Annotated in this window: 23 protein-coding genes; 11 read left to right on the top strand and 12 right to left on the bottom strand. The window is 66.6% G+C overall.

Translation table 11 applies throughout. The features are described from left to right. Positions 1-146 precede the first annotated feature (146 nt). Together BJF92_RS09195 and BJF92_RS09190 are read left to right on the top strand one after the other, a co-directional pair. Entirely contained in the window at positions 147-3,131 is a 2,985-nt protein-coding gene (locus tag BJF92_RS09195) for a DUF2339 domain-containing protein (protein ID WP_075634456.1), read from the top strand. 46 nt (positions 3,132-3,177) lie between these two features. Then, positions 3,178-3,819: an HD domain-containing protein gene (locus BJF92_RS09190; RefSeq protein WP_075634488.1), complete on the top strand. Its 642-nt coding sequence runs from the start codon at positions 3,178-3,180 to the stop codon at positions 3,817-3,819. A gap of 165 nt (positions 3,820-3,984) precedes the next feature. Here BJF92_RS09190 and BJF92_RS09185 read toward each other — a convergent pair whose 3' ends face one another. Beyond that, a complete protein-coding gene (locus BJF92_RS09185; protein ID WP_075634455.1) occupies positions 3,985-4,491 on the bottom strand; it encodes a hypothetical protein in 507 nt (168 codons plus the stop codon). A 385-nt stretch (positions 4,492-4,876) separates the two neighbouring features. Here BJF92_RS09185 and BJF92_RS09180 point away from each other — a divergent pair, with 385 nt between their 5' ends. From BJF92_RS09180 to BJF92_RS09150, 7 genes are all read left to right on the top strand, one after another. Next, on the top strand, positions 4,877-5,728 hold the full coding sequence (locus BJF92_RS09180; RefSeq protein WP_075634454.1) for an MOSC domain-containing protein: 852 nt from the start codon (positions 4,877-4,879) through the stop codon (positions 5,726-5,728). Positions 5,729-6,014: 286 nt separating this feature from the next. Then, positions 6,015-7,250 carry an MFS transporter gene (locus BJF92_RS09175; RefSeq protein ID WP_075634487.1) on the top strand — a complete coding sequence of 412 codons (1,236 nt, stop codon included), beginning with the start codon at positions 6,015-6,017 and terminating at the stop codon, positions 7,248-7,250. Positions 7,251-7,548: 298 nt separating this feature from the next. Further along, on the top strand, positions 7,549-8,628 hold the full coding sequence (nadA, locus tag BJF92_RS09170; RefSeq protein ID WP_075634453.1) for a quinolinate synthase NadA: 1,080 nt from the start codon (positions 7,549-7,551) through the stop codon (positions 8,626-8,628). 35 nt (positions 8,629-8,663) lie between these two features. Beyond that, complete coding sequence (locus tag BJF92_RS09165; protein ID WP_075634452.1) at positions 8,664-10,262, top strand: L-aspartate oxidase; 1,599 nt, start codon at positions 8,664-8,666, stop codon at positions 10,260-10,262. A gap of 70 nt (positions 10,263-10,332) precedes the next feature. Beyond that, positions 10,333-11,247: a carboxylating nicotinate-nucleotide diphosphorylase gene (gene nadC / locus BJF92_RS09160; protein ID WP_075634451.1), complete on the top strand. Its 915-nt coding sequence runs from the start codon at positions 10,333-10,335 to the stop codon at positions 11,245-11,247. A 340-nt stretch (positions 11,248-11,587) separates the two neighbouring features. Continuing rightward, positions 11,588-12,301 (top strand): sulfite exporter TauE/SafE family protein, encoded by a 714-nt coding sequence (locus BJF92_RS09155; RefSeq protein ID WP_075634486.1) that lies wholly within the window; start codon positions 11,588-11,590, stop codon positions 12,299-12,301. A 188-nt stretch (positions 12,302-12,489) separates the two neighbouring features. Beyond that, complete coding sequence (locus BJF92_RS09150; protein WP_075634485.1) at positions 12,490-12,969, top strand: superoxide dismutase family protein; 480 nt, start codon at positions 12,490-12,492, stop codon at positions 12,967-12,969. 110 nt (positions 12,970-13,079) lie between these two features. Here the strand turns inward: BJF92_RS09150 and BJF92_RS09145 are convergent, their stop codons facing one another. From BJF92_RS09145 to BJF92_RS09105, 9 genes are all read right to left on the bottom strand, one after another. Continuing rightward, positions 13,080-13,886 (bottom strand): mechanosensitive ion channel family protein, encoded by an 807-nt coding sequence (locus tag BJF92_RS09145; protein ID WP_075634450.1) that lies wholly within the window; start codon positions 13,884-13,886, stop codon positions 13,080-13,082. Between the two features lie 233 nt (positions 13,887-14,119). After that, positions 14,120-15,085: an NUDIX hydrolase gene (locus BJF92_RS09140; RefSeq protein ID WP_075634449.1), complete on the bottom strand. Its 966-nt coding sequence runs from the start codon at positions 15,083-15,085 to the stop codon at positions 14,120-14,122. Then, a complete protein-coding gene (locus tag BJF92_RS09135; protein WP_075634448.1) occupies positions 15,082-15,624 on the bottom strand; it encodes a tyrosine phosphatase family protein in 543 nt (180 codons plus the stop codon). The genes BJF92_RS09140 and BJF92_RS09135 overlap by 4 nt, the downstream gene beginning before the upstream one ends. Positions 15,625-15,637: 13 nt before the next feature. Next, the gene (locus tag BJF92_RS09130) at positions 15,638-16,273 is read right to left on the bottom strand and encodes an HD domain-containing protein (protein WP_075634447.1); all 636 of its coding nucleotides are present in this window, start codon (positions 16,271-16,273) and stop codon (positions 15,638-15,640) included. Positions 16,274-16,610: 337 nt separating this feature from the next. Beyond that, positions 16,611-17,468, bottom strand: coding sequence for a CAF17-like 4Fe-4S cluster assembly/insertion protein YgfZ (gene ygfZ, locus BJF92_RS09125; RefSeq protein WP_075634446.1), 858 nt, complete (start codon positions 17,466-17,468; stop codon positions 16,611-16,613). A 198-nt stretch (positions 17,469-17,666) separates the two neighbouring features. Then, on the bottom strand, positions 17,667-18,497 hold the full coding sequence (locus BJF92_RS09120) for an NADH-quinone oxidoreductase subunit E (protein WP_245294701.1): 831 nt from the start codon (positions 18,495-18,497) through the stop codon (positions 17,667-17,669). 131 nt (positions 18,498-18,628) lie between these two features. Further along, positions 18,629-18,898: a hypothetical protein gene (locus tag BJF92_RS09115; protein WP_139790636.1), complete on the bottom strand. Its 270-nt coding sequence runs from the start codon at positions 18,896-18,898 to the stop codon at positions 18,629-18,631. Positions 18,899-19,290: 392 nt separating this feature from the next. After that, positions 19,291-19,812, bottom strand: coding sequence for a TIGR02301 family protein (locus BJF92_RS09110; protein ID WP_075634445.1), 522 nt, complete (start codon positions 19,810-19,812; stop codon positions 19,291-19,293). Next, positions 19,809-20,231, bottom strand: a complete 423-nt coding sequence (locus tag BJF92_RS09105) for an NUDIX hydrolase (RefSeq protein WP_075634444.1) — start codon at positions 20,229-20,231, stop codon at positions 19,809-19,811. Before BJF92_RS09105 ends, BJF92_RS09110 begins: the two co-directional genes overlap by 4 nt. A gap of 214 nt (positions 20,232-20,445) precedes the next feature. Here BJF92_RS09105 and BJF92_RS09100 point away from each other — a divergent pair, with 214 nt between their 5' ends. Continuing rightward, positions 20,446-21,258, top strand: coding sequence for an SOS response-associated peptidase (locus BJF92_RS09100; RefSeq protein ID WP_075634443.1), 813 nt, complete (start codon positions 20,446-20,448; stop codon positions 21,256-21,258). A gap of 114 nt (positions 21,259-21,372) precedes the next feature. Here BJF92_RS09100 and BJF92_RS09095 read toward each other — a convergent pair whose 3' ends face one another. Continuing rightward, positions 21,373-21,732 carry a nuclear transport factor 2 family protein gene (locus tag BJF92_RS09095; protein WP_075634442.1) on the bottom strand — a complete coding sequence of 120 codons (360 nt, stop codon included), beginning with the start codon at positions 21,730-21,732 and terminating at the stop codon, positions 21,373-21,375. 342 nt (positions 21,733-22,074) lie between these two features. Next, entirely contained in the window at positions 22,075-22,251 is a 177-nt protein-coding gene (locus BJF92_RS25535; RefSeq protein ID WP_158032213.1) for a hypothetical protein, read from the bottom strand. Positions 22,252-22,673: 422 nt separating this feature from the next. Between BJF92_RS25535 and cysS the strand changes: the two genes are divergently transcribed. After that, positions 22,674-24,128 carry a cysteine--tRNA ligase gene (cysS, locus tag BJF92_RS09090; protein WP_075634441.1) on the top strand — a complete coding sequence of 485 codons (1,455 nt, stop codon included), beginning with the start codon at positions 22,674-22,676 and terminating at the stop codon, positions 24,126-24,128. Positions 24,129-24,267: the final 139 nt, after the last annotated feature.

The raw sequence follows: 24,267 nt of genomic DNA, 5'->3' as shown, positions 1-24,267 counted from the left end.
CGCCTGTCCCAGATAGGGGAGGCCGGCCAGGCGTCCGAAATCGGGAGCGACCGAGCCGCGCCAGCGCGTGATGACCGCGCGAACGATGCCGATTCCCTGGCGTGCCCTGCCGGCACGCCTACCTTGAACGACACGGAGCCTCGCTGATGGACCTTTTGATGCTCGGTGCCTTTCTGCTGGCGCTTCTGGCCTTTGCCCGTGCGCGCCGCACCGAGGAGCGCCTCGCCAGCGAAGTCAAGGCGCTCAAGGCCGAGATCGCCGCCCTGCGTGCCGTCCTGCCCGGCCTTGCCGGTGGACAGCCGGAGAGCCTGCCGCAACCTCTGGCGGAGGTGGCGCCCGCCGACGGCGCGGCATTGCCGGCGGAGGATGGTCTGACCGCCGTCTGGCCGGGCGCACAGGCAGAGCGCGCCCAGGCGGAGGTCGGCGCGGCGCTGGAGCGCGCGGCGCGCGGCGAGCCTGCGCCCAAAGCGAAGGGCGACGCGGCCTTTCCCGAGAGCGGCCCGGTCGATGCCGTGGCTGCACCCCGGCTGGAAAGCCTGGAAAGCCGGCTCGGCGCGCGCTGGGCCGTGTGGACCGGCGGTCTGGCGCTCGCGCTCGGCGGCATCTTCCTGGTGCGCTATTCGATCGAGGCGGGGCTGGTCGGGCCGGGGATCCGGGTGGCGCTGGCGCTTCTCTTCGGTCTGGCGCTGATCGGAGCGGGCGAGATCGTTCGCCGACGGGCCGTGCCCGCGCTGTCCGCCCGCTTTTCCAATGCGATGATCCCCGGCGTGCTGACGGCGGCCGGTGCGGCCAGTCTTTTCGGCGCGCTTTATGCCGCCCATGCGCTTTACGGCTTTATCGGCCCTGTTTCGGCCTATCTGCTCCTGTCGGCGGTCTCGCTCGGCGTGGTGGCGCTGTCGCTGCGCTATGGTCAGGCCCTGGCCGGGCTGGGGCTCGCCGGATCGCTGATCACGCCGGCGCTGGTCTCCTCCGACGATCCCAATTTCTGGGCGCTGTTTCTGTTTCTCGCCATTGCCTGGACCGGCACGGCGCTCGCCGCCCGGCTCAAGGGCTGGCGCATCGTGCCCGCGCTCGCCAATCTTGGCCTGCTCGGCTGGATCCTGCTCGCTTTGCTCGGCTCGGGCATGACCGACGAGCTGCCGATCGTCACAGCACTTCTGGTGATGATCGCCGGCACCGGCCTGATCTGGCCGGCCGCAGCGCTCGGCCACCGGCGCGAAGCCGATGCGCCTGATGCCGCCACAGCCGGCGCCGAACGTGAAATCCCTGTCGCGTCGGACAAGCCGGATGCCGCAGCCGCTGCGCCGGGGACCGCACCTGCGGACATGCCTGATCGCCCGCGCCGCCCCTGGCTCGCGCCGCTGCGCGTGCCTTTTCTTGGCATTACCTTCACGCTGGCGCTCACCGTCTTCCTCTCGGCGCTGGCGCTTGCCACACTCTCGCTTGATCGCCCGCTGGACGGCATTTCGCAGGCCTCGGCCGTGCTTGCCGCGCTGGCCATCCTCGCGGCGCTGCGCCGGGGCATGCTCTATCCGGCGCTTGCGGCCGCTTTCGGCGCCGTCGGCGCGGTAGACCTCTATGCCGATCTGCTGACGCCGTCGGGCGCCATGCTCGGCGCGCCGCCACCGAACTGGACGGTTGCCGCCTTTGCCGCCGGCCTGTCGTTCCTCCTCATCGCTTTCGCCTGGCCGGGCCTGCGCCTCAGGATGATGCCGGCGTCTGAACGGCCGCCGACCGGCCGGCTGGCGGCGGCGATCGCCGGCCTGACGCCGGTCGGGCTGATGGGTCTTTCGTTCCTGATGGTCGGCGTCTTCGCCCAGGATCTGCTGCATCAGCTGCTGTGCCTGGCGCTCGCGGCCCTGCTGCTTGCGCTGACGGAGGCGACGGCGCGCTGGCCGGTCTCGCCGCAAGCGCCGGGCGAGACCGCGCGCGGCCTGCTGATGGCCGGCGCTCTGGGCCTGATCGCCCTTGCCGCCCATGCCAGCGGCAATGGGCTGGCAACCGTGCTCATCATTGCGCTGGCCGGCCTCGGCTTCACGCTGGCAACGGGCTGGCGCGCGTTTCCGGCGCTGCCCTTCATCACCGTGCTGGCGGCCGCCATCCTGCTGGCGCGCTATGCAGCCTTGCCGACCATCGTGCCGGCCGAGGCGCTGGGGCGCACGCCGCTCTTCAATGCGCTGCTGCCGGGCTATGGCCTGCCGGCGCTGACGCTGATCCTTGCCGCCTGGCGCCTGCGCGCCTGGCCGGATGCCCGCGCGCGCGAGCTGCTGCAGGCGCTGGGATGCCTGTTCCTGCTGTTGACGATCGGCATGCTGGTGCGCCACGCCTTGCATGGCGGTGTCATCGATGCCTCCGTACCGTCTCTGGGCGAGCAGGCGATCTACACCCTGCTGCTCATCGGCGCCTCAGCGATCCTCACCGTTCTGGAGCGGCGCAGCCCCAGCCGCTTCTTCCGCCTCGGGAGCATGGCACTTTCCGCGGTGTCGGTGGGGCTGGTGCTCATCGCCCATCTGATCGCGCTCAATCCCTATTTCACCGGCGAGCCGCTGGGTCGCTATCCGCTCGTCGATCTCCTCGGCCTCGGCTATCTCCTGCCCGGTCTGGGCTTTGCCGGTCTGGCTTATCTCGCGACCGTGCGCCGGCCCAAGGCCTATGTCACGCTGATCGGCGCGGCTGCCGGGTTGATGATCTTCGCCTGGGCGACGCTCAGCGTGCGCCGCGTCTGGCATGGGGAAGGCATTGCCAGCTGGAAGGGGTTTCTGCCGGCTGAAACCTACGCCTATTCCGCCGTCTGGCTGGGGCTTGGGGTGGTGCTCTTGATCGCGGGCGCCCGCCGCCATGCGGTTGCCCTGCGCCTGGCCTCGGCGGCCCTGGTGCTGGTGGCCGTGCTCAAGGTGTTCCTCATCGACATGTCGAACCTCGAAGGCGTGCTGCGCGCGCTGTCCTTCATCGGCCTCGGCGGCGTCCTGATCGGCATCGGCCTGTTCTATCAGAAAATCCTTTCGGGCGTGGGGATGCCGGCCTTGCCCGCCGCGCTGCGCTCTGGCACCACAGCAACAACGCCTCCGGTGCCCGAGCAGGATTTTCCCGATGACCGTCCTTCCCCAGACGATACGCGCGACGACAGATGAACCAGTAACCCCGGCCATGCCGGCCGCATGCTCTGATCTGGCGACCATGGCCGGCCATTTCGCCCCGTTTACGGCGCTGGCCGAGCGGCTCCTGCCGCTCTCGTCACCGGCCGGCAATGACGGGTCGCATGATGAAGGCCATATCCTGCGCGTCTGGCGCAATGCGGCGGCAATCCAGGCCGGGGAGGGCGGCGATCCGCGCCTGATCGCCGCCGCCGTGCTGCTGCATGATTGCGTGTCTGTCGAGAAGACCTCGCCGCAGCGCGCCCAGGCCTCGAAGCTTGCGGCGGAGCGGGCGGAGACAATCCTGCTCGCCGAGGGCTGGAGCGCGGCCGACCGGGCGGCCGTCGCCCATGCGGTTCACGCCCACAGCTTTTCGGCGCGCGTTCCGATCGAGAGCCTGGAGGCGGCGATCGTGCAGGATGCCGACCGGCTCGATGCGATCGGCCTGATCGGCGTGGCGCGCTGCTTCTATGTGGCCGGGCGCACCGGTGGCGGGCTGTTTCATCCGCTCGATCCGATGGCCGAGCATCGGCCGCTGGATGACCATGCCTTCGCGCTCGATCATTTCGAGACCAAGCTCCTGCGGCTGGCCGATACGTTCCAGACCGCCACCGGCCGCGCGATGGCACAGCGGCGCACCGAGGCGCTGCGGCAGTTCCGTGACGCGATCCTGTCGGAAATCTAGCAGGCTGCCGCGCAAGGGCATGCAGCGGCTTAATCGGTAAAAAGTGCATAAAAAAATACTAAGCGGCTGTAGCGCATCTGAAAGACCGCGACATGCTTTAGGGTCAGAACCCTGAAGCACCGGACTGAAAATCCTATGCGGACCGACGCTCCGGCTTCGTCTGTGTCAGCGCTGCGGGCAAATTCCCGAGACGAAGCGGGGCAACAGTCCCGTGATGGTCAAGGCTCCAAGGTAGGCGCCGTTCTCGCAGGAGGCCATGCTCTCATCCGCATCGCCACATTGGGCAATCCCGCCATCCGAAGAGCGCTGCAGAGCATGGTCCAGCTCAGCCCGCTCGTCACCACGCAGTGTCTCTCGAAAATCGTCCAGTCGCTGCAGCAAGTCGGCCGTACCGAAATCGCTGCCTGTCCGCTTCAGGCAATGTTCCAGGAACTCAACCGAGGCCAGCTTCTGTCGATCGGCTTTGCCGGGATTGCATTTCTGCAAACTGCCCGGGACATAGAAGTTTCCGTCCGGGCTGGGATCTGTCCCACCGCCACAGCCAGGAATTCCATCCACTGGTCCAAGACCCCCATCTGCGCCGGCGTTGGCGGGTGTCGCGAGCGCCGCACCGAATGCGATGGACAGGACGACTGACATCTGAGCGCAGGTCTTGAGGAGGTTTATCGCCATCTGTCCTTCTCCAATCATTTAGACGAGGCGGATATAAGCACCCTTTGTGTCATATTTCGGCGGAAACGATATCGGTGGAGGGATCGGGTATCGATCTCGGCCTCCGGCGCATCGGACCGTGTATGCCGCAGTCCACGACACAAAGGCTTTTCGCGCTGTTGGCTCCCTGTCTCTCGACCGTGTCGCTTGTGGGAGGATTGAGATAATAAGGGGCGGCCAAACCAAGACGTCGCTCATGTCCTGTCCTGTGTGGTATGACTTTCGGCCTGATACTCAAAGCCTCGCCGCAGGCGCGCCCTGTGCTGGACAGCCGGCAGCAGATATGATGTCCTAAATCTACGGTTGTCCAAGCCATATCAACCTCCGCTAGAACAAGAGCCTGTCGATGCGCCTCTCCGCCCTCCACGTTCACCCGCTGAAAAGCGCGCGCGCCGTTGCCCTGGCCGAGGCCGAGGTGCAGCCGCTGGGGTTCACGGGCGATCGCCGTTTCATGCTGGTCGATACGGCCGGCCATCTGGTGAGCCAGCGTGACCTGCAGGCCCTGGCGCAAGTGACGGCACGACTCGGCGCAGAAGGGCTGGTTCTGGAGAAGGACGGCGAGCGTCTCATCGTCCGCCTCGATCCGGTCCGGCGCATCGAGGTGAAGATCTGGACCAGTTTCGTGGATGTGGTTCTGGCCGATGCGGCGACGAATGATGCGCTCTCGCGCTGGTTCGGCCAGCCGCTGCGGCTCGTCTATCAGGATGCGCAGGCCGAGCGGCATGTGGGCGCGGCCTGGGCGGGCGGGCCTGTTCCGGTCAGCCTGGCCGATGGCTATCCGGTGCTGCTGACGACGACGGGATCGCTCGACGCGCTCAACCGCACGCTGGCCGAGCAGCGCCAGCCTGCTGTCGGCATGGACCGCTTCCGCCCCAATCTCGTGGTGGATTGCGCCATCCCCTGGGACGAGGATGCCTGGGAGGCGATCGAGATCGGCGGCATCCGCTTCGACCTGGTCAAGCCCTGCGAGCGCTGCATCATGACGACGCAGGACCAGATGAGCGGCGAGCGCATCGGCGGCAATCCGATCCAGGGCCTGGCGGTCGAGCGCATGTCGGCCGATCCGCGCGTGCGCGGCGTTCTGTTCGGCTGGAACCTGGTGCCGCGCGGCACCGGCAGGATCGCCGTCGGCGACGCCGTCAAGGTCCTCGGCCGGCGCGGCGAGACCTGGCCGATGCGGCGGCGCGAGGCCCGGTAGAGCACTTCGCGCCGACGTGGCCACTGGTTTTGCGATCAAGACATGCGACAGAACGAGGGCTGGAAGCGCGGGAAGCGAATGTGAAAAGCGCAATGCGCTCGATAGCACCGCACGGAAGAAAGGTCTTTCGCCCTCCGGGCAGGACGCGGGGAGCAAAAGCTCAAGGCGTTTTCGGCGACCTCAAGTTCACCGGAGACGCGTCGGATCAATGTCCTGCAATCATCCCTCAATTTTATTGGCTTTTCGCCGCAGGCTTTACTCCGTACAAACGGATATCAGCAACCGGATTGCCGCCATGTCGTCGCCCAGCGCTTCCTCCCCGCCGAAAGCCTTTCCCTGGCTGATCATCCTGGCCGGCTCGGTGGTGGCCATGCTGACCTTCGGCCCGCGCTCGGCCATGGGCTTCTTCCAGCTGCCGATGCTCAATGATCGCGGCTGGGACCGATCCACGTTCGGCCTCGCCATGGCGCTGCAGAATTTGAGCTGGGGCCTGAGCCAGCCGATCTTCGGCGGTCTGGCGGACAGGTTCGGCACCTGGCGGATCCTGGCGCTGGCCGGGCTGATCTATGCGGCGGGGCTCCTCGTCATGGCTCATGCGCAGGCGCCGCTCTGGCTGCATGTCGGCGGCGGCATCCTGGTCGGCCTCGGCGTCGGCGCCGGCTCCTTCGGCACGGTGCTGTCGGCCTTCGCCCGCCATGTCACGCCGGCCCAGCGCTCCATGGCCTATGGCATCGGCACGGCGGCGGGCTCGGCCGGCATGTTCCTGTTCGCGCCCCTGTCGCAGGGGCTGATCAATGCCTATGGCTGGTCCGACACGCTGGTCTTTCTCGCCGCGCTGATGCTGATCGTGCCGCTGGCCGCCATCCCGCTCGCCGGCAATTCCGCCTCGGGCACCCAAGGCGCCTCCCTCTATCCGCAGACGGCGGGCGAAGCGCTGAAGGAAGCCTTCGGCCACCGCAGCTACTTGCTGCTCGTCACCGGCTTCTTCGTCTGCGGATATCAGGTGGCCTTCATCACCGCGCATTTCCCCGCCTATATCGGCGATCTCGGCATCGATGCGCGCTATGCCGTGATCGCGCTGGCGCTGATCGGCTTCTTCAACATCATCGGCTCGCTGGCGTCAGGCGTGATCAGCCAGAAGAACTCCAAGCCGCATGTGCTGGCGCTGATCTATCTCGCCCGCTCGGTGGTGGTGGCAGGCTTTCTTCTTCTGCCGCAAACGCCGGTTTCGATCATCGTCTTCTCCATGCTGATGGGGCTGCTCTGGCTGTCGACCGTGCCGCCGACCAATGCGCTCGTCGCCATCATGTTCGGCACGCGCCATCTCGGCCTTCTGGGCGGCATGGTGTTCCTGTCGCACCAGGTGGGCTCCTTCCTCGGCGTGTGGATGGGCGGCGTGCTCTATGACCGCTTCGGCTCCTATGGCCCTGTCTGGTGGGTGAGCGTGCTGCTCGGCCTGTTCGCCGCGCTCGTGCATCTGCCGATCCGCGAGCGGCCGGTGGCGCGGCCTGCCGCCGCCTGATGCCGCTGCACCCAAAAAAGCGCACCATCGTGACGCTTGAAAAGCGTCATGAAACTGACTAATTCAGCCTATGGTCATCGGCCGTTCGTTTCGCGCCCCTCTTATGCTCATTTTGAGCATATCCGGGTAAGGGACAGCGGGGTGGAGAGGCTAGAGCATCGGACCGAAAAGTGGGAACCGGTTTTCGGAAAAATCCGATGCAAAAACAGAAAATTAGAGCATCGGACTGCGTACGATTTTCAGTCTGATGCTCTAGGCAGGCGGCCGGGGATGCGGGTCCGCCGGGAAGGAACAGTCCATGCACAACACCCAGTTTCACCCGCTGGCCGCCGGCGCACCAGGCATGACGAGCGCCGCACAGCGCTTTGGCGTTCTGCCCAAGCCGGATCTGTCCTTCACGCCCGAAATCGCGCGCGAGACCGAGCATCTCTACCAAAAGGTCAAGGACTTCATCCCCGCCTTTGAGTGGCCCGTCTATGCGCCCTATGTCGCGGCCATCAACCGGCTGAAGCGCGAGCGCAACGCCGTGATCCTCGCGCATAATTATCAGACGCCTGACATCTTCCACTGCGTGGCCGATATTGTCGGCGACTCGCTGAAGCTCGCCCGCGATGCCACCCGCGTGGATGCCGAGATCATCATCCAGTGCGGCGTGCACTTCATGGCCGAGACCTCCAAGCTCCTGAACCCGGAAAAGACGGTGCTGATCCCCGATTCCAGGGCCGGCTGCTCGCTGTCGGATTCCATCACCGGCGCCGATGTGCGCCTGCTCAAGCAGCGCTATCCCGGCGTTCCCGTGGTCACCTATGTCAACACCTCGGCCGATGTGAAGGCGGAGACGGACATCTGCTGCACCTCCTCCAACGTGCTGCAGGTGGTCGAGAGCCTCGCGAGCGACACGGTGCTCTGCATCCCCGACGAATATCTGGCGATGAACGTGGCGCGCCAGACCAACAAGAAGATCCTGACCTGGAAGGGCCATTGCGAGGTGCATGAGCGCTTCGGCGCCGAGGAGCTTCTGGCCTACAAGGCCGCCTATCCGGGCCTGGAAATCGTCGGCCATCCCGAATGCCATCCGGATGTGATCGCGGTCTGCGATTTTGCCGGCTCGACCGCCGGCATGATCGACTATGTCAAGGACAAGCGTCCGCCACGCGTTCTCCTGGTCACCGAATGCTCGATGGCCTCGAATGTCGCCGCCGAGGTCGAGGGCGTGGATTTCATCAAGCCCTGCAATCTGTGTCCGCACATGAAGCGCATCACGCTGCCGAAGATCCTCGACAGCCTGCTGACCATGACCGACGAGGTGACGATCGATCCGACCGTGGCCGATCGGGCGCGCCTTGCCGTGGAGCGGATGATCGCACTGAAGGCATAGAGCGGGCCTGTCAGAGCCTGTGGGAGGGATGATCCATGAAGAGCGACAATTTCCAGCCGGAAAGGACGGGCGGCATCGATGACATCGTCATCGTCGGCGGCGGTCTTGCGGGGCTGTTCTGCGCGCTGAAGCTCAGCCCGCGTCCGGTCACGCTGCTGGCGGCCGCCCCCATTGGCCATGGCGCTTCTTCCGCCTGGGCGCAAGGCGGCGTGGCCGCGGCCATGAGTCCGGGCGATACGGTGGACAAGCATGTGGCCGACACGCTAGTGGCCGGCGCCGGCATCGTCGACGAGAAGATCGCCCGTCTGATGGCCTCGGAGGCGGCAGACCGCATCCACGACCTGCTGGCCTATGGCGTTCCCTTCGACAAGGATCTCGAGGGCCATCTCGAACTGTCGCGCGAGGCCGCGCATTCCGAGCGGCGCATCGTGCGCGTGCGCGGCGACATGGCCGGCAAGGCGATCATGGAGGCGCTGATCGCCAAGGTGCGCGCCACCCCGTCCATCCGTGTTCTGGAAGGCTATGTGGTGGAGGAGCTGGTGCGCGAGGGGCGCTTCGTCTCCGGCGTCATCGCCCGGCCGGATGCCGGCCAGTCGCTGCGGCGCGTGGCCTTTCCCGCACGCGCCGTGGTGTTGTGCTCGGGCGGCGTCGGCCATCTGTTTTCCGTCACCACCAATCCGCATGAGGCCTGCGGCCAGGGCATCGGCATGGCGGCGCGCGTCGGCGCCATCGTCGCCGATCCAGAATTCGTGCAATATCATCCGACCGCGATCGACATCGGCCGCGATCCCGCGCCGCTCGCCACCGAGGCGCTGCGCGGGGAGGGCGCGCATCTCGTCAACGCCGCCGGCCAGCGCTTCATGGCGGCGCTGCATCCCGATGCGGAACTGGCCCCGCGCGACATCGTCGCCCGCGGCGTCTTTGCCGAGGTCAGCGCCGGGCGCGGCGCCTTCCTCGATTGCCGCGCGGCCGTCGGCGCGCATTTCCCGGATGCCTTCCCGACCGTCTACGCCTCCTGCATCGCCGCCGGCATCGACCCGGTGCATCAACCCATTCCCGTCGTGCCGGCCGTGCATTATCACATGGGCGGCGTGCTGACCGATGCCGACGGACGCACGTCGGTGGACGGGCTCTGGGCGGCCGGCGAGGTGGCCTCCACCGGCGTGCACGGCGCCAATCGCCTGGCCTCCAATTCGCTGCTCGAAGCCGTCGTCTTCGGCGCGCGCATCGCCGAGGACATCAAGACCGTGCTGCCGGTGGCGCGCATCGCCAGCTGGCACGAGAATGCCGGCGAGAGCGACGATCCCGTGACGCTGGAGGACAGCCCGCAGCTAAGCACCCTGCGCAAGCTGATGAGCGCCAAGGTCGGCGTGATCCGCACCCAGGCGGGCCTCTGCGATGCACTGGCGGAAATCGTCGAGCTCGAGCGTGCCAATACCCGTCTGCGCTTCGGCAATATCCTGACCGCCGCCAAGCTGATGACCGTGGCAGCGCTCATCCGCACGGAAAGCCGCGGCGGCCATTTCCGCGCCGACTTCCCCGCCGCCGACCCCGCCTGGCGCCATCGCAGCTTCCTGACGCTGTCGGATGCGAACCGCGTGGTGGCCGAACGCTTCGGCATGCGGGCGGCCTGAGGCACGCCCTTCCAGCCTCTTTCTTTCCTGCCGGCCGCGCCGGACGATGCCACCTGAGGACCTGTGACACATGACTGCAACCGCTCCGCACCCGCCCGAACTGCCGGCGCTTCTCGTGGAAGACCAGGTGCGCGCCGCGCTGGCGGAGGATCTTGGCCGGGCCGGCGACGTGACGACGCTGGCGACGATCGGCCCGAATCGCCAGGCGAGTGCCGTTCTGGCCGCGCGAGAGCCGGGCGTGCTGGCCGGCCTGACGCTGGCGCAGGCGGCCTTCCGGCTGATCGACCCGACGATCCGCTTCGACACGCCACTTGCCGACGGCGCGCCCCTGTCGGCAGGCACCGTAATCGCCACCGTTTCCGGCCGCGCCCGCGCACTTCTTTCGGCCGAGCGGGTGGCGTTGAACTATCTCATGCATCTGAGCGGGGTGGCGAGCCTGACGGCCCGCTTCGCCGCCGAGATCGCCCATACTCACGCCCGCATCACCTGCACGCGCAAGACCTTGCCCGGCCTGCGCGGGGTGGAGAAATATGCCGTGCGTCTCGGCGGCGGCTCCAACCATCGCTTCGGTCTGGATGATGCCATCCTGATCAAGGACAACCACATCGCCGTTGCCGGCGGCATTGCGCCGGCGCTTGCCGCCGCGCGCGCCTATGCCGGCCATCTCCTGCGCATCGAGATCGAGGTCGATACGCTCGACCAGTTCCGCGAGGCTCTGGCCGCGGGCGCCGAGGTGGTGCTGCTCGACAATATGACGCCGGACCAGCTGGCCGAAGCCGTGGCGCTGAACGCCGCGCATCATGGCCTGATCGCTGGCGGCGATTATGTCCATGCGGTCAAGCGCACGGTGCTGGAGGCCTCGGGCAATGTCGCGCTCTCCACCGTCAGGGCCATCGCCGAATCGGGGGTGGATTTCATCTCGACCTCGAAGATCACCATGGCCGCACCCACGCTCGACATCGGGCTCGATATCGCCATGGCATGAACCCTTCCGTCTCGCCCTGACAAGGCCAGGGAATGGCGCGGCCTGTGCGGATAAAGCCCGCCCGGGCCGGCTCCGGCGATATAACGCCATGTCGTCGCTCGGATCTCCTCTCTGTTTTTGCAGCGGATTTTTCTCAAAATCGGGTCCCCCTTGTCGGTCCGATGCTCTATGCATGGCCGGCGGCGAAAGGATCTGGTGCCGAGGCCTTGGGCGTCAGCGCAATGGCCTTTGGCGGACCTTCATCGCAAGGGCGAAGGCTGGGGAACTTTCCCGGCCTTTCCGCCTTTGCCCTCGGCTTTTTCTCTTCCTGAAAGGATGCGGTTTGGACGGCGATATCTGGATGTTCATCGCTATCGGCTTCTTCGCGCAGCTGGTGGACGGCGCCCTCGGCATGGCTTTCGGTCTGCTGACCACCACCAGTCTCCTCACCCTCGGCGTCCCCATCGCCACAGCCAGCGCCATGACCCATGTCACCGAGGTGTTCACGACCGCCGCATCGGGTCTGTCGCACACCTATCACCGCAACATCGACTGGAAGCTCGTCGCCCGGCTGGCGCCGGCGGGCATGGTGGGCGGTGCGATCGGCGCCTTCGTCCTGTCCAACATCGATGGCAAGGTGATCGAGCCTTATGTCTCGGCCTATCTCGTGCTGGTCGGCTTCTACATCCTGTTCAAGGCCTTCCGCCCCATGGCGATCCGCGAGGTGCGCGACTGGCTGGTGCCCTTCATCGGCCTGGCCGGCGGCGGGCTCGATGCCGCCGGCGGCGGTGGCTGGGGGCCGATCGTCACCACCTCGCTGATCGGTCGTGGTCATGATCCCAAACGGGTTATCGGCTCTACCAGCCTGACGGAGTTCGCAGTCACGCTGGTGATCTCCGCCACCTTCATTCTCACGCTCGGCTTTGCCGAACTCGGCTCGGCCATCGGCGTCATCATCGGGGGCGTGCTCGCCGCGCCGATCGGGGCCTTCGTGGTGAAGAAGCTGCCGGTGAAGCCGCTGATGATCGCGGTGGCCTGTCTGATCATCGCCACCTCGCTCTACCGCGTCTTCTGATCGCGCGCGTCCTGCAGACTCCGAGCTTCTGACGTTTGCGTGAAACGCGGAACAAGCCCCCTTCTTCGGCTGTTCCAATCCGAATGCATGAAGGCCGGCCGCTGGCTGGCCTAACCTGAGAAGGAGACCCGATGAACAGCCCGATTCCCGCAGCCTTCGCCTATGCCGCTCTCGCGACCGCCGCGCTGATGACGACCGCCGCACCTGCCGCCGCCCAATCGACCTCGCACACGGCCATGGCGGAATTTGTCGGCAAGGATGGCAAGTCCAACGGCCGGGCCATGCTCACGGCAGGCAAGAACGGCGTGCTGATCGAGATGGAGCTGACGGACCTGCCGCCGGGCAAATGGGTGGCGTTCCACGTGCATGAAACCGGGCGCTGCGACCCTGCGGGCGGCCATGAATCCGCCGGCGGCCACTTCAATCCGACCAAGGCTGAGCACGGTTTTCTCGCGGCCAACGGTCCGCATGCGGGCGACATGCCCAACCAGTATGTCGGACAGGATGGGGTGCTCCGGGCGCAGGTGTTCAACGGCATGGTCAAGCTCGACGACAGCACGACCGGCATTCGCGGCCGCGCGCTGATGATCCACGCCCGCTCCGACGACAACCGCAGCCAGCCATCAGGCGATGCGGGAGAGCGGCTGGCCTGCGCCGTGATCCGCTGATCGAGCAAGTCTCTGTTTCAATGGAGAAAAGGGCCCGCCGATCGATTTCGGCTGGCCCTTTTTTATGAACGGTCCTGATGGTGCCGGCGACAAAGCCAAAGCCGCGCGCGTCAGTTGACCGCGATGTTTTCCATGGCCAGCCGCGCCTGGGCAGTGTGGGTTAGATCGCGCGTGGTCTTCCACCAGTCCGGGGTGCCAATCCACACCCGCAGGATCAGCGTGGCATTGCTGCCGCTGAAGCTGTCGACGAAGACACGCGGCGGCGGTGCGTCGAGCACGCGACCGTCCGCACGGGCAAGATCATTGAGCACCGTGGTCGCCTGGTCCACCTGCTCGCGGGCGACGGTGATGCTTAGGTCGAACTTTCGCGTGGCCTCGCGGCTGTAATTGGTCACCGGCACGTTCCACAGCGTCGAATTCGGCGCGAGCAGATAGACGCCATCGGCCGTCACCAGCTCGGTGGCGAAGAGGCCGATCTCGCGCACGGTGCCGGAGACCTGCGGCGTCTGGATGGTTTCGCCGACACGGAAGGGCCGCAGCACCAGCAGCATGATGCCGGCGGCGATGTTCTGCAGCGTGCCCTGCAGCGCCAGGCCGATGGCAAGACCGGCGGCGCCCAGCGCGGCGATGATCGAGGCGGTCTGCACGCCGAACTGGCCGAGCACGGTGATGAAGACGAGAAGCAGCAGCGCATAGCGGATGATGTTGGAGAAGAAGCGCGCCAGCGTCTCGTCGATGCCGTGAACCTTCTTCAGCCCGCTATAGGCCCAGTTGTGGATCAGCCGCGCCAGCGTCCAGCCGATGATCAGCAGGATGATCGCGCCGAGGATCGAGAAGGAATATTGAACCGCGAGCGCGGTGATCTGCGTGAAGGCGGTTCGCGTGGCGACGATCACGCCCGAGACCTGATTGTCCATCGACGGCTCCAGCTTTGTTGCAGTGCGACGGAGATGGGGCGGGAGGCGGAGGCGTCAAGCCGGACAAAGGCTTCGGAGGGCCGCGAAATCTGCCGGTCGGGTGCCGATCAGGCCCGCGATCGGTCTTCACGCTAGCGCATCGGACAGGAAACCATACACAGGCCGATGCTCCCGATTTCTGTTTTTGCCTCGGATTTGTCCGAAAACCGGTTCCCACTTATCGGTCCGATGCTTTAGCGGCTGCCTAGCTTCAGCCCCGGCGCGGGGCGCTCCTCCAGAATCTGCCGGCGGAAGCGGAAGAGGGCGGCCGGGCGGCCACCGGTGCCGGCCGTGCTGGCGCCCGTCGGCTCCACCAACTCCGCGCCCTCCACCAGGCGGCGGAAATTCTGCTTGTGCAGATGCCGCCCGGAGATCGCCTCGACCATGGTCTGCAGCGCCGTCAGCGTGAAGTCGGGCGGCATCAGCTCGAAGACGACGGGGCGATATTTGATCTTGGCGCGCAGGCGGGCAATGGCAGTGGCGGCGATGCGGCGATGGTCGTGCTGCATCGCCCGGCCGAGCGGCGCGGTGGGAAGAGCCGCGCGCCACGCCGTGGCCTCATCGGGACGATCAGCCAGCGCTTCCCCCACAAGGCCGGCTTCGTAGAGCAGCTCGTAGCGTTCGAGCACGCGCTCCTCGTCCCAGGGGATGTCATCAAGGCCGAAGGCAAGGCGCATGCGGGCGCGGCGCTGGGCTGCGCGGTCGCCCTCGGCGGCCTCCGCCCAGCCGCTGAGGCCGGGCAGAATGACCGCGTCGATCAGGCCCGGCCGGCCGGCGCGCCAGTCCTCCCAAGGCAGATAGGCATACCAGTCGCGCCAGCGCGCGCCTGCCTCCTGCAGCCGCGAGGCCGCCTCCTCGTCCGGCCGGGCCAGCGCCAGATAGCCGACCGAGACCAGATGCTTGGTCTCCTCGCCGGGCTCGCGATGCCGGCCGCGGTCGCCGAAGGTGTAGAGCTGCTCGATGTAGCCGAGCGACAGCGCCGTCTGCTCTTCCACATGATCGCGCAGGCTGGTCTCGAAGGTGCGGTGGCGCTGCGGATCGAAGGGGCCGAAGGGCAGGGCATCGCGCCGCGCGCCGGCCGCATCGGTGAGCGCGAGGATCATCGGCGCCTGCGGCCCCCGCGCAACCACGACGGCGTTCAAGCCGATCTCGACGCTCATGCGGGGATCGGCCTTGCCGCATCCTCTGCCGTCACGGGCAGGAGAAAGGGCGCATTGCCATCGGCCTCCGCCCCCCGGCCAAGGGCTTCGACAGCCGCGACCAGCCGGCCCTCTCGGCCAAGGGCGGCATCGCCCAGTTCGATCAGCCGGGCATTCGGCGTGGCAAAGCGGGAGGCGGCGCGCAGCCGCTGCGCCAGCGCCACCTCGTCCTGGTCCGGCGCGAGCGCGAGCGCGATCAGGAGGGCGGCGGCCGGCGAGCGGGAGACGCCCATCCAGCAATGCACGAGCAGCGGCGCCGAGCGATCCCAGCCACGGGCGAAATCGAGGATGGCCGCGACATGGTGCGCCTCGGGTGTGATCAGAGGCCCGGTGGGCTTGACGATATCATTGAGCGCCAGCAGCAGATGACGCTCTCTCGGAATGCAGGCGGGGCGGTGAAAATGCTGCTGCGCGCCCATCAGGCTCAGCATGCCGCCGCAGCGGTGGCGCACGGCCATTTCCGCGATGCGCGCCAAGGGTGAAACGACGATCAGGCCCATATGCGTCTCTTTCTCATACCGGCCGCGTGGAGCGTGACTGTCCTGCGCGTGGCGAAGCGGCAAGGCGTTCCGCGTCGATCGCGTGAAAGCGCTCGGCAAATAAGGCCTGGGCTTCGGGGGCGGGCAGCGGCGCCATCGGCAGCATCTCCGCCGTGATCGCGCGCGGCCGGCCGAAGAAGCCGGCGGCTTCCGTGGGGGAAAATCCCGCCAGCAGCGTCGCCTCGAAGAAGGCGGCCACGCGGTCGGCCTTCTTGATCTTCTCCGTCAGCGCGGCGGTCGCGCTCGCCGGCAGGCCGAAGCGCAGGTGAATGGCCGCCTCGATGCGCTTTTCCACCGTCTTGTAGCCGCCGCCGACCACGGCCTTGAAGGGGGAGATCATGTCGCCGATCACATATTCCGGCGCATCGTGCAAAAGCGCGATCAGGCGGTCAGCCGGGCTTGCCTTGTTCAGCCGGCGAAAGATCTCTTCCACCACCACGCAATGCTGCGCCACGGAAAAGGCATGCGGACCGGCGGTCTGGCCGTTCCAGCGCGCCACGCGCGCCAGCCCATGGGCGATGTCGGACAGTTCGATATCGAGAGGCGAGGGATCGAGCAGGTCGAGCCTGCGGCCGGAGAGCATGCGCTGCCAGGCGCGGGGGGCGGACATGGACCTTTCGACGCTCCTGTGTTCCTTCGCATCGGTTTGGCGGCAAGCGCCGCTGCCCAGCGGGGTCGGGCAGGCACACGCACGCAAGGCGACAGGCAATCCGCCCTGAAGCGCGTCGCGATCGTTCAGAGTCGCGTCCCGCGCTTCAAGACCTTGTTTCATCGCATGTCGTTGAGGTGTCCTTAAGCCGATTCACTCGGGAAGGAAATCCGCCTGAAGGGCTGGCGGTCGCAAGAGGGTGGATGGGGAAGAAAGTGGAGGGGACCCTCGCGCGCAGGCCAGTGGCGACACGCCGTATCCCGGCCTTGGGCTAGCTCTGATCAAACCGCTCGCCAGATCAAAGCTGGTGGGCTTCCTCGGCGGGCTCTTCCGGGAAGGACAGGCCGGTCCAGGCCGGCAGAGCGAGCGTCACGGGCACCTCGCCGGCTGTCAGAAGCAGGCCGTGGGCCAGCGCATCGCCGACCTTGTCGATCCGCACGATCGCAAGCCCCCGCGCGCCGCGCACGCTGCCCAGCGCGCCGATCGGCCGTCCCGCGGAAAGAACCGGCGCGCCGCTTTCCGGCAGGGCCGTCTCTGCTGTCACCAGCACCAGGCGCCGGCGGGCGGTGCCGCGATGCTGCATGCGGGAGACCACCTCCTGCCCGACATAGCAGCCCTTGCGGAAGGAGAGGCCGCCATTCAGATCGAGCAGGACATCATGGGGAAAGGCATCCTGCGGCGGATAGTCCGGGCCGCATTCGGCAATGCCCGCCGTCAGGCGCGCCTCGTCATAGTCCGCCGCGCCGTCCTGCGAGGAATGGTCCGAGGAATTGCCAGCGTAATGGCGAAAGAGTTGCAGGCCGGCCTTTTCGAAGCGGATGTCGCGCAGGCCCCCAGTCCCGGCGTCGAAGCCGACCGCGACCATGGGATCGGGCTCGGCGCCAAGCGTGACCGCCGCGCGCAGCCTGTACATGGTCAACCGCTTGAGCAGGGCCTCGGCCTGGCCGGCGGCGATCTCGATCGTCAGGCCGTCCGGCCGGCGGCTGACGAGGAAATCGAACAGGATCTTGCCCTGCGGTGTCAGAAGCGCGCCGGCGCGGACCTCGTCCGGGCCCAGCTGACCGAGATCGGTGGTGATCAGCCCCTGGAGGAAGCTTTCCGCATCCGCTCCGGTAACATGGATCAGGCGGCGATCGGCAAGACGCATGGCTGACATGGCATGACCTCTCTGGCAGGGCGCGCGAACATGCGCGGCACGCATGGCTCGCATAAGAGGTAGGACGAAGGACGGTCGCGCGCAAGCATCCTTTGCAGCGCGCGGCTATGCGCCATCACACAACACGGCCGGAAGTTGCAGCGCATTCCGGCTGGACGATCCGCGCAGCGGTGCAGATCGGGATCAGGAAACGCCCGCTCAGTCGCCGCCGGTCAGGAACTTCCAGTGACCGTCGGGCGTGATGCCGATGCGGTAGAAATTATAGCTGCCGAATTCCTGCATCGACATCACGTCGCCGGCCGTAACCAGGCGCATGAGATCGACCTTTTCCGGCGGCGTCAGCGACTCCAGCGGCTTGGCGACGAAATAGGGCCAGACATAGACCTCGTTCGGCGTGCCGGCATCCATGCGCACGAAGCCTGTCGACATCAGATCCAGCATGATCGCTAGAATCTCGATGCCATCATTGTCGCCGGAAAAGCCTTTCAGCGCCTCGACGGGATCCTCTTCCTCGCCATCGCCGATGATGGTCTGGGTGGGACCCTTGCCGATCAGCGGGCGCATCCGCTCGACATCGCCCGACGCCGCCGCTTCCACCAGGAGCTGGCGCATGCGGGCCACAGGGGCCGGGATCTTGGAAACGTCTGTCAGCACCTCGACCGGCTTCTGCGCCTCGCCCGCCGCCGCATTCGGCGCAGCCGGCTTGTTCACCAGCGGATCGGGCAGGGGAATGGCGTCGCGCGCGCCATCCTTGGCGTTCTTCGGCGCCGGCGATGTCTCCGGTGCCTTGGGAGCCGGAGCCTTGGGATCAGTGGGTTCAGCCGGCGAGCCGGGCTGCGCGGCCTGCGCATCCTGCGGCGGATCGCCCGGAATGGTCTGCAGATCGCTGAGCGCCAGGGCCGGGCCGGGCAGGCTGGCAGCCAGGGCCAGGCCGGCCACCAGCAAGGCAAGGCCTCCACGGCGCCGACCAGCGGTCTGGCTCTCGGACAGGCGGGGCCTGAACGGGCGGAGCGTCGTGAAGCGGGTCATCGCACTCTTCTTGATCGTCTTCGGGGTGGTCTCAGAGGATCGGAGGAAAACCGCAGCGCGGTCCGATGCTCTCGTTTCGTCTCCGCATCGGGTCGCCCCGAAATCCGGTTCCCGGCTTTCGGCCGGATACGCTATTGCAGCGAACGCGGCGGGGAGAATTCACCCGCCAGCATGCGCTCGCGCACGGCCACCAGCATGGCCTCCGCGCCGTCTTCGCCGCGCAGGCGAATGGTCTCGCGCATGGCCAGCGCAATGGCCGCATCGGCGATGATCTCGGGCTCGATGCCATCGGCCATGCCGTCGGCCCAGGCTTCGTTCTGATGCTCCATGGCGGCCTGCATCTTTTCATGGACAATCATGTCGTCGATGTCGCTGAGATTGGGTTCCATCATCCGTTCCATGCTGTCTTACGCCTTCACTCGCGGACCATTTCGGGGCATTGGCGCATCCGAAACGGTCACTTTCTCACGTCATACATCCCGTTGCCGGGCTCGATGCCCTGGGACGGGCAGGCGCCCGTTTGCCGCCGCCGTCACCCCAAGCCTCAACCCGATCCCCTGGTATCGCTTCCAGCGCCCCGTCGTCTCCCACCGCCAGACGGCTCGGGCAGCCTGTAATGCGACCATGCGAAACGACGACCCTGTGCAGAGACGACCTCGGGCAGGGGCGGGCATGTTCGCGAAAGGTCGCGGATGCAAGCCCCGTGCTGTCACTTCCTTACCACGATCTTAACGAGTTTAGCAGCCTTTTCCCGAAACGATATGCTGCACCCGCAAAAGAGGTTAATTACCCGTTAATTCCCGAAGCGCGCAACGATTTCCGCCGCCAGTGTTGCACCTTCGGCACGGTACTGCCGTTCGGCCTCCACCGCTGCTGCGGTGCATTGCGTGTAGACCGAGGCGAAGGATCGATAGCCCCGGTTGAAGGCGGCTGTGAGGCGCGTGCGGCGCTCCTCCTCGTTGCGGGCTTCCTGGGCGATCAGCGCCTCCATGCTCTGGCGCCAGTCGCCGGCATCCGGGCTGGCGCACAGCGTGCGCAAATAATGGACGGAGCCGAGGATCTCGGCGAGGCGCATCAGCCGTGGATCATAGGCCGCCGGCTGGCTCTGCGGTGTCGCAGGGGCCGCGGTCTGCGCGCCCGAAGACGGAGCGCCGGAAGGGGTCGTGTTCTCCTGGCGCGCCGCGCCGGGCGCCTTGGTCTGCACCTCGGTCAGCTGCGCAGTCGCGGGCAGTGGGGCTGCTGCTGCGAGGCTGGAGCAAAACAGGACAGTGATGCATGCCCGTGCCGAGTCGATCCACTTGGCACTATTCCTCATGCGCGTGCCGCCTCCAGCCGGGCAATGCAGTCGCGCACGCTGTCTGGCGCCGGAAGGTCGTCGATCTCGCGCGCCGTGAACCAGCCGAGGCTTTCCGCATCGTCGCCGGCAATGGCCTGCGCGTCGTCCTCGGCCTCCACCAGGAAGACCGAGAGAAAAAAATGGCGCATCCCCGGCCCGTCAGCCGAAAGCGGCGGCAGGTCATAGGTGGCGAACAGGCGGGCGTTGCGGGCAAGGATGCCCGTTTCCTCATGAAACTCCCGCAGCGCGGTGTCGGCCGGCGTCTCCCCCGGCTCCGCCCGTCCACCGGGAAAGGCATACATGGCGGCAGACGGCGGCTTGGACCGGCGCACGAGCAGATAGCGATCCCCCCGGATGAGAATGGCCGAGGAGGCGAGATGAGGCTGGCTGGCAGTCATGGCAATCCGGTAGCGGCTTCAGGGCCGGCAAGGCGACGATTCGTGTGCATTGTATCGGCTCGCGCAGCGCTTATCTTGTCGAAAGAGCCATGACCCTGCAAAGCGGTTAAAGTCGGGCTGGTCCCGGTCAGGCCGGGCACGGTCGCGCCGGCGCCCTGGACGGTATCGGAGCGGGCCGGATAAGAGGGGCCCGATAAGAAGGGAATGACGGAGCATGTGCGGACGCTTTGCGCTGACGGCCGATCTTCAGGAACTGGCCGCGCATTTCGGCGGCCTCGATCTCGACCGGCTGGCGCCGCGCTACAATATTGCGCCGACACAGCCCGTTCTCGCGGTGATGGCCGCGCCGACGGGGCTGCCGGGCTCCAACCGCGCGCCATGGCGTGCCGGGCTGGTGCGCTGGGGCTTCGTTCCCGGCTTCATCAAGGATCCGCGCGATTTCCCGCTCGTTATCAATGCCCGCAGCGAAACCGTGTTCGAGAAGGCCTCGTTCCGCGCCGCGCTGCGCCACCGCCGCGTGCTGCTTCCGGCCAACGGCTTCTATGAATGGCGCAAGGCGGGCAAGGGCGAGCGGGCGCAGCCTTTCTTCATCCGCCCGCGCGAGGGCGGCCTCATGGCCTTTGCCGGCTTGATGGAATGCTGGGCCTCGCCCGATGGCAGCGAGGTTGACACGGCGGCCATTCTGACCACGGCGGCCAATGCGGCGCTCGCGCCGATCCATGCGCGCATGCCCGTCATCCTCAAGCCGGAGGATTACGCCCGCTGGCTGGATTGCCGCACGCAGGAGCCACGCGCCGTGGCCGACCTCCTCGCACCGCTGGCCGACGAGGTGCTGGAAGCCATCCCTGTGTCCGACCGGGTCAATTCGGCCTCTCAGGATGGGCCGGAGCTGCAGCTGCCGGCCGAGCTCGTGCCGCTCACGGCCAAGCCGCAGAAGGCGCCCCACTCCAAGGCATCCGGCAGGTCGAGACCCGGCGAGGACGAGGTTCCCGCGGAGCCCGCACAGACGCAGCTCTCGCTGTTTTAAGGACGTCGAAGGGAAAGAAGACAACGGCGGCGGATTGAAGGACAGGTCGCGGCTCGTCCGATGCGCAAACAGATGCGGAACCATTGGACGGCATGGGATTGTCAGTCCGGCGTCCTATGGAGCCTCCAAAGAAGGGGCCGGCTCTGCGCCCGAGAAGAGCCGCCAGCGCCAGCGCTCGTCCGCGAAGGTGAAGACTGCCGTCAGTCGATAGGGAAGGCGTTCGCTTTTCTCCCCATCATCGGCAAGCAGAGCGCCTTCGGCAAAGAGCCAGGCAACATTCCCGTCGACATCGACTTCGACAATCGGGAAATCAAAGGCGTAGCGGACGGTGCGCGTGAACAGCTTCCGGAACAGAGCCACGAGCTGTTCGCGGCTCGTGGCCATTTCGCCGACCTCCGATCCGACCAGGCGAAAGCCATCCGACCAGAGTTCGTCGACGATGGACGGGTCGCGGCTGCGCAGCAGGCCGGACATTCTCTCGACCTTCAGGAGAAGAGCCTCTCTAACCTGATCGTGGTGCATTGCCCCTCCATCAACTTTGAGAAAACGCCAGAGAATGTCCCTGGCAATCGAAGCCTTTCGCCAAGTCTACAGGAAGATTGGAGATCGTCACCATGCCGTGCAAAAGTCCTGCGCCGATGGAGGTCGGGCGCGCCGTCTCTTTGGCGTGACGCAGGGAGAAAGCCGTAAGCCGGGCCGTGAAGGCCCGGCGCGAGGGGGTCAGCTATGAGATGCCTGATCCATGGCCTGGAGCGCCTCCTGGCGCATCCCGTCCCTCCGCTCCCGCAAGCGGCCGGACGGGCAGATGCGCGGCGATCAGGCCGAGCGCAGGCGGTGGTCGTCCGCCGGGCGCTTGGCCTTGGGCGCTTCGGGACGCTTGGGCGTGGTCGCGGCGACGACCGCCTTCAGGCCCAGCGGGCGGTAGCGCTCCAGAAGGTCCGGGCGGCTGGCCTGCTCGGCCGGTTGCTTGGCGGTCTGGGTTTCTGCCGACATGTCATTCACTCCATTAGGATCACTGTGTGTCCGGCCTGCGCATCTGCAGAGCTTCGGGTATCGATGCTCCTCCTGGCGCACGTCTTTCGACGGCGCCGGGGAGGCGCGAAGTCGTTTGTCTGAAACGATGTCTCCTCCCCGAGACCGGTTCGGCGCCAGCGCCGGAGAGCCTCAATGGAGATCCTCCGTGCCGCAAACCGATAGCCTCGAGTTTTCCGCAGGAAACAGGCCGAACGATGACGCTTCTTCGAAACTCTCGTGGCCTTTTCCGGCGGGACGCTCCCAAAGCCGGGCGATCGTGACGAAAGAATGGCGCGCACGGCAGATTTGTCCTATGGGACGGCGGCGCGGCGGATGGGCTTTGCTTGACACTCAAGACAGCCTGCCAGCTGCGTGAATGCGATCAACCAGGGAGACCCGCCATGGCCGGCATGCCGACCTTGAGGCTTTACAACACGCTCACCCGCGAAAAGGCGCCTTTCGCGCCGATCGACGCCTGCGATGTGCGCATGTATGTCTGTGGTCCCACGGTCTATGATTTCGCCCATATCGGCAATGCGCGGCCCGTCATCGTCTTCGACGTGCTGTTCCGGCTTCTGCGCCATCTCTTCGGCGCCGATCACGTCACCTATGCCCGCAACATCACCGACGTGGACGACAAGATCAATGCGCGCGCGCTGCGCGACCATCCCGACCTGCCGCTCAACGAGGCGATCCGGGCCGTGACGGAGAAGACCGCCGCGCGCTTCGCCGCCGATACGGCCGCGCTCGGCGCGCTGACCCCCACGCACGAGCCGCGCGCTACCGACAATATTGCCGGCATGGTCACGATCATCGGCGCTCTGGTGGCCCGGGGGCATGCCTATGCCGCCGGCGGCGAGGTTCTGTTCGACACGGCCTCGATGCCGACCTACGGGCAGCTCTCGCGCCGCCCGCTGGACGAGCAGCAGGCCGGCGCGCGCGTGGCCGTCGACGCGCACAAGAAAAACCCGGCCGATTTCGTGCTGTGGAAATTGTCCAGCGATAACGAGCCGGGCTGGGACAGCCCCTGGGGCCGCGGCCGGCCGGGCTGGCATATAGAATGCTCCGCCATGAGCAACCGCTATCTCGGCGAGGTCTTCGACATTCACGGCGGCGGGCTCGACCTGATCTTCCCGCATCATGAAAACGAGATCGCCCAGTCCTGCTGCGCCTTCGACACGCAGGCCATGGCGAATGTCTGGATGCACAACGGCTTCGTCCAGGTCGAGGGTCGGAAGATGTCGAAGTCCGAGGGCAATTTCATCACCATCGCCGATCTTCTGGACACGGAGCGCTTCGGCGGTCGGCGCTGGGAGGGCGAGGTGCTCCGTCTCGCCATGCTGATGACGCATTACCGCCAGCCGATCGACTTCTCGGTCAAGCGGCTGGAGGAGGCGCGCGGTCTGGTGCGGCGCTGGGCAGATGCCAAGCTCGCGATTCTCGCGGCCCATCCGGAGGCGGCCTCCGCCCCGTTCGCGCTGGCGCAGGACAGCCCTGTGCTCGACGATCTCAACCTCTATCCGGCGCTGACCGGCCTGAACGGGCTGGCGAGCGAGGCGATGAAGGGCGATTTAGCGGCGGCCTCTGCCTTCCTTGGCCTGCTCGATCTCCTCGGCTTCGAGAGCATCGAGCGCCACGCACAGGCAACTGCCGATCTTGACCTGTCCCTTGCAGGTGAGGGTGAGTGGGCCGATGTGGCCGAGCAGGTCGAAGCCCGCCGGCAATTGCTGATCGCGAAAAATTTCGCCGAGGCCGACCGCATCCGCGACGCGCTTTCCGCCCGCGGCATCCAGCTGAAGGACGGCAAGGACCCGCAGACGGGCGAGCGGGTGACGAGCTGGGAGGTGAAGCGGTAGCGCTTTCTTTCCTGCGATCCTCTTGCACCTTGATCACACCGCCGGGACGCGCCTATCCTGGCGGTGTTTTTGTTGGCAGGGCTCTGCCGAAGCGCGTAGCACCGCAAGGATATGTGTTGGTCGCGCGCGCCGAGTGCGG

The sequence above is a fragment of the Xaviernesmea rhizosphaerae genome (genome assembly GCF_001938945.1).
GTDB lineage: Bacteria > Pseudomonadota > Alphaproteobacteria > Rhizobiales > Rhizobiaceae > Xaviernesmea > Xaviernesmea rhizosphaerae.
This window is presented reverse-complemented; position numbering and strand designations above follow the sequence as displayed.

What these genes read in the sequence shown, in the direction of transcription:
- BJF92_RS09195 (WP_075634456.1), top strand. Translation starts at nt 147, where the DNA reads ATGGACCTTTTGATGCTCGGTGCCTTTCTGCTGGCGCTTCTGGCCTTT.
- BJF92_RS09190 (WP_075634488.1), top strand. Translation starts at nt 3,178, where the DNA reads ATGGCCGGCCATTTCGCCCCGTTTACGGCGCTGGCCGAGCGGCTCCTG.
- BJF92_RS09185 (WP_075634455.1), bottom strand. Translation starts at nt 4,491, where the DNA reads ATGGCGATAAACCTCCTCAAGACCTGCGCTCAGATGTCAGTCGTCCTG.
- BJF92_RS09180 (WP_075634454.1), top strand. Translation starts at nt 4,877, where the DNA reads ATGCGCCTCTCCGCCCTCCACGTTCACCCGCTGAAAAGCGCGCGCGCC.
- nadA (WP_075634453.1), top strand. Translation starts at nt 7,549, where the DNA reads ATGCACAACACCCAGTTTCACCCGCTGGCCGCCGGCGCACCAGGCATG.
- BJF92_RS09165 (WP_075634452.1), top strand. Translation starts at nt 8,664, where the DNA reads ATGAAGAGCGACAATTTCCAGCCGGAAAGGACGGGCGGCATCGATGAC.
- nadC (WP_075634451.1), top strand. Translation starts at nt 10,333, where the DNA reads ATGACTGCAACCGCTCCGCACCCGCCCGAACTGCCGGCGCTTCTCGTG.
- BJF92_RS09155 (WP_075634486.1), top strand. Translation starts at nt 11,588, where the DNA reads ATGTTCATCGCTATCGGCTTCTTCGCGCAGCTGGTGGACGGCGCCCTC.
- BJF92_RS09150 (WP_075634485.1), top strand. Translation starts at nt 12,490, where the DNA reads ATGACGACCGCCGCACCTGCCGCCGCCCAATCGACCTCGCACACGGCC.
- BJF92_RS09145 (WP_075634450.1), bottom strand. Translation starts at nt 13,886, where the DNA reads ATGGACAATCAGGTCTCGGGCGTGATCGTCGCCACGCGAACCGCCTTC.
- BJF92_RS09140 (WP_075634449.1), bottom strand. Translation starts at nt 15,085, where the DNA reads ATGAGCGTCGAGATCGGCTTGAACGCCGTCGTGGTTGCGCGGGGGCCG.
- BJF92_RS09135 (WP_075634448.1), bottom strand. Translation starts at nt 15,624, where the DNA reads ATGGGCCTGATCGTCGTTTCACCCTTGGCGCGCATCGCGGAAATGGCC.
- BJF92_RS09130 (WP_075634447.1), bottom strand. Translation starts at nt 16,273, where the DNA reads ATGTCCGCCCCCCGCGCCTGGCAGCGCATGCTCTCCGGCCGCAGGCTC.
- ygfZ (WP_075634446.1), bottom strand. Translation starts at nt 17,468, where the DNA reads ATGTCAGCCATGCGTCTTGCCGATCGCCGCCTGATCCATGTTACCGGA.
- BJF92_RS09120 (WP_245294701.1), bottom strand. Translation starts at nt 18,497, where the DNA reads ATGACCCGCTTCACGACGCTCCGCCCGTTCAGGCCCCGCCTGTCCGAG.
- BJF92_RS09115 (WP_139790636.1), bottom strand. Translation starts at nt 18,898, where the DNA reads ATGGAACGGATGATGGAACCCAATCTCAGCGACATCGACGACATGATT.
- BJF92_RS09110 (WP_075634445.1), bottom strand. Translation starts at nt 19,812, where the DNA reads ATGAGGAATAGTGCCAAGTGGATCGACTCGGCACGGGCATGCATCACT.
- BJF92_RS09105 (WP_075634444.1), bottom strand. Translation starts at nt 20,231, where the DNA reads ATGACTGCCAGCCAGCCTCATCTCGCCTCCTCGGCCATTCTCATCCGG.
- BJF92_RS09100 (WP_075634443.1), top strand. Translation starts at nt 20,446, where the DNA reads ATGTGCGGACGCTTTGCGCTGACGGCCGATCTTCAGGAACTGGCCGCG.
- BJF92_RS09095 (WP_075634442.1), bottom strand. Translation starts at nt 21,732, where the DNA reads ATGTCCGGCCTGCTGCGCAGCCGCGACCCGTCCATCGTCGACGAACTC.
- BJF92_RS25535 (WP_158032213.1), bottom strand. Translation starts at nt 22,251, where the DNA reads ATGTCGGCAGAAACCCAGACCGCCAAGCAACCGGCCGAGCAGGCCAGC.
- cysS (WP_075634441.1), top strand. Translation starts at nt 22,674, where the DNA reads ATGGCCGGCATGCCGACCTTGAGGCTTTACAACACGCTCACCCGCGAA.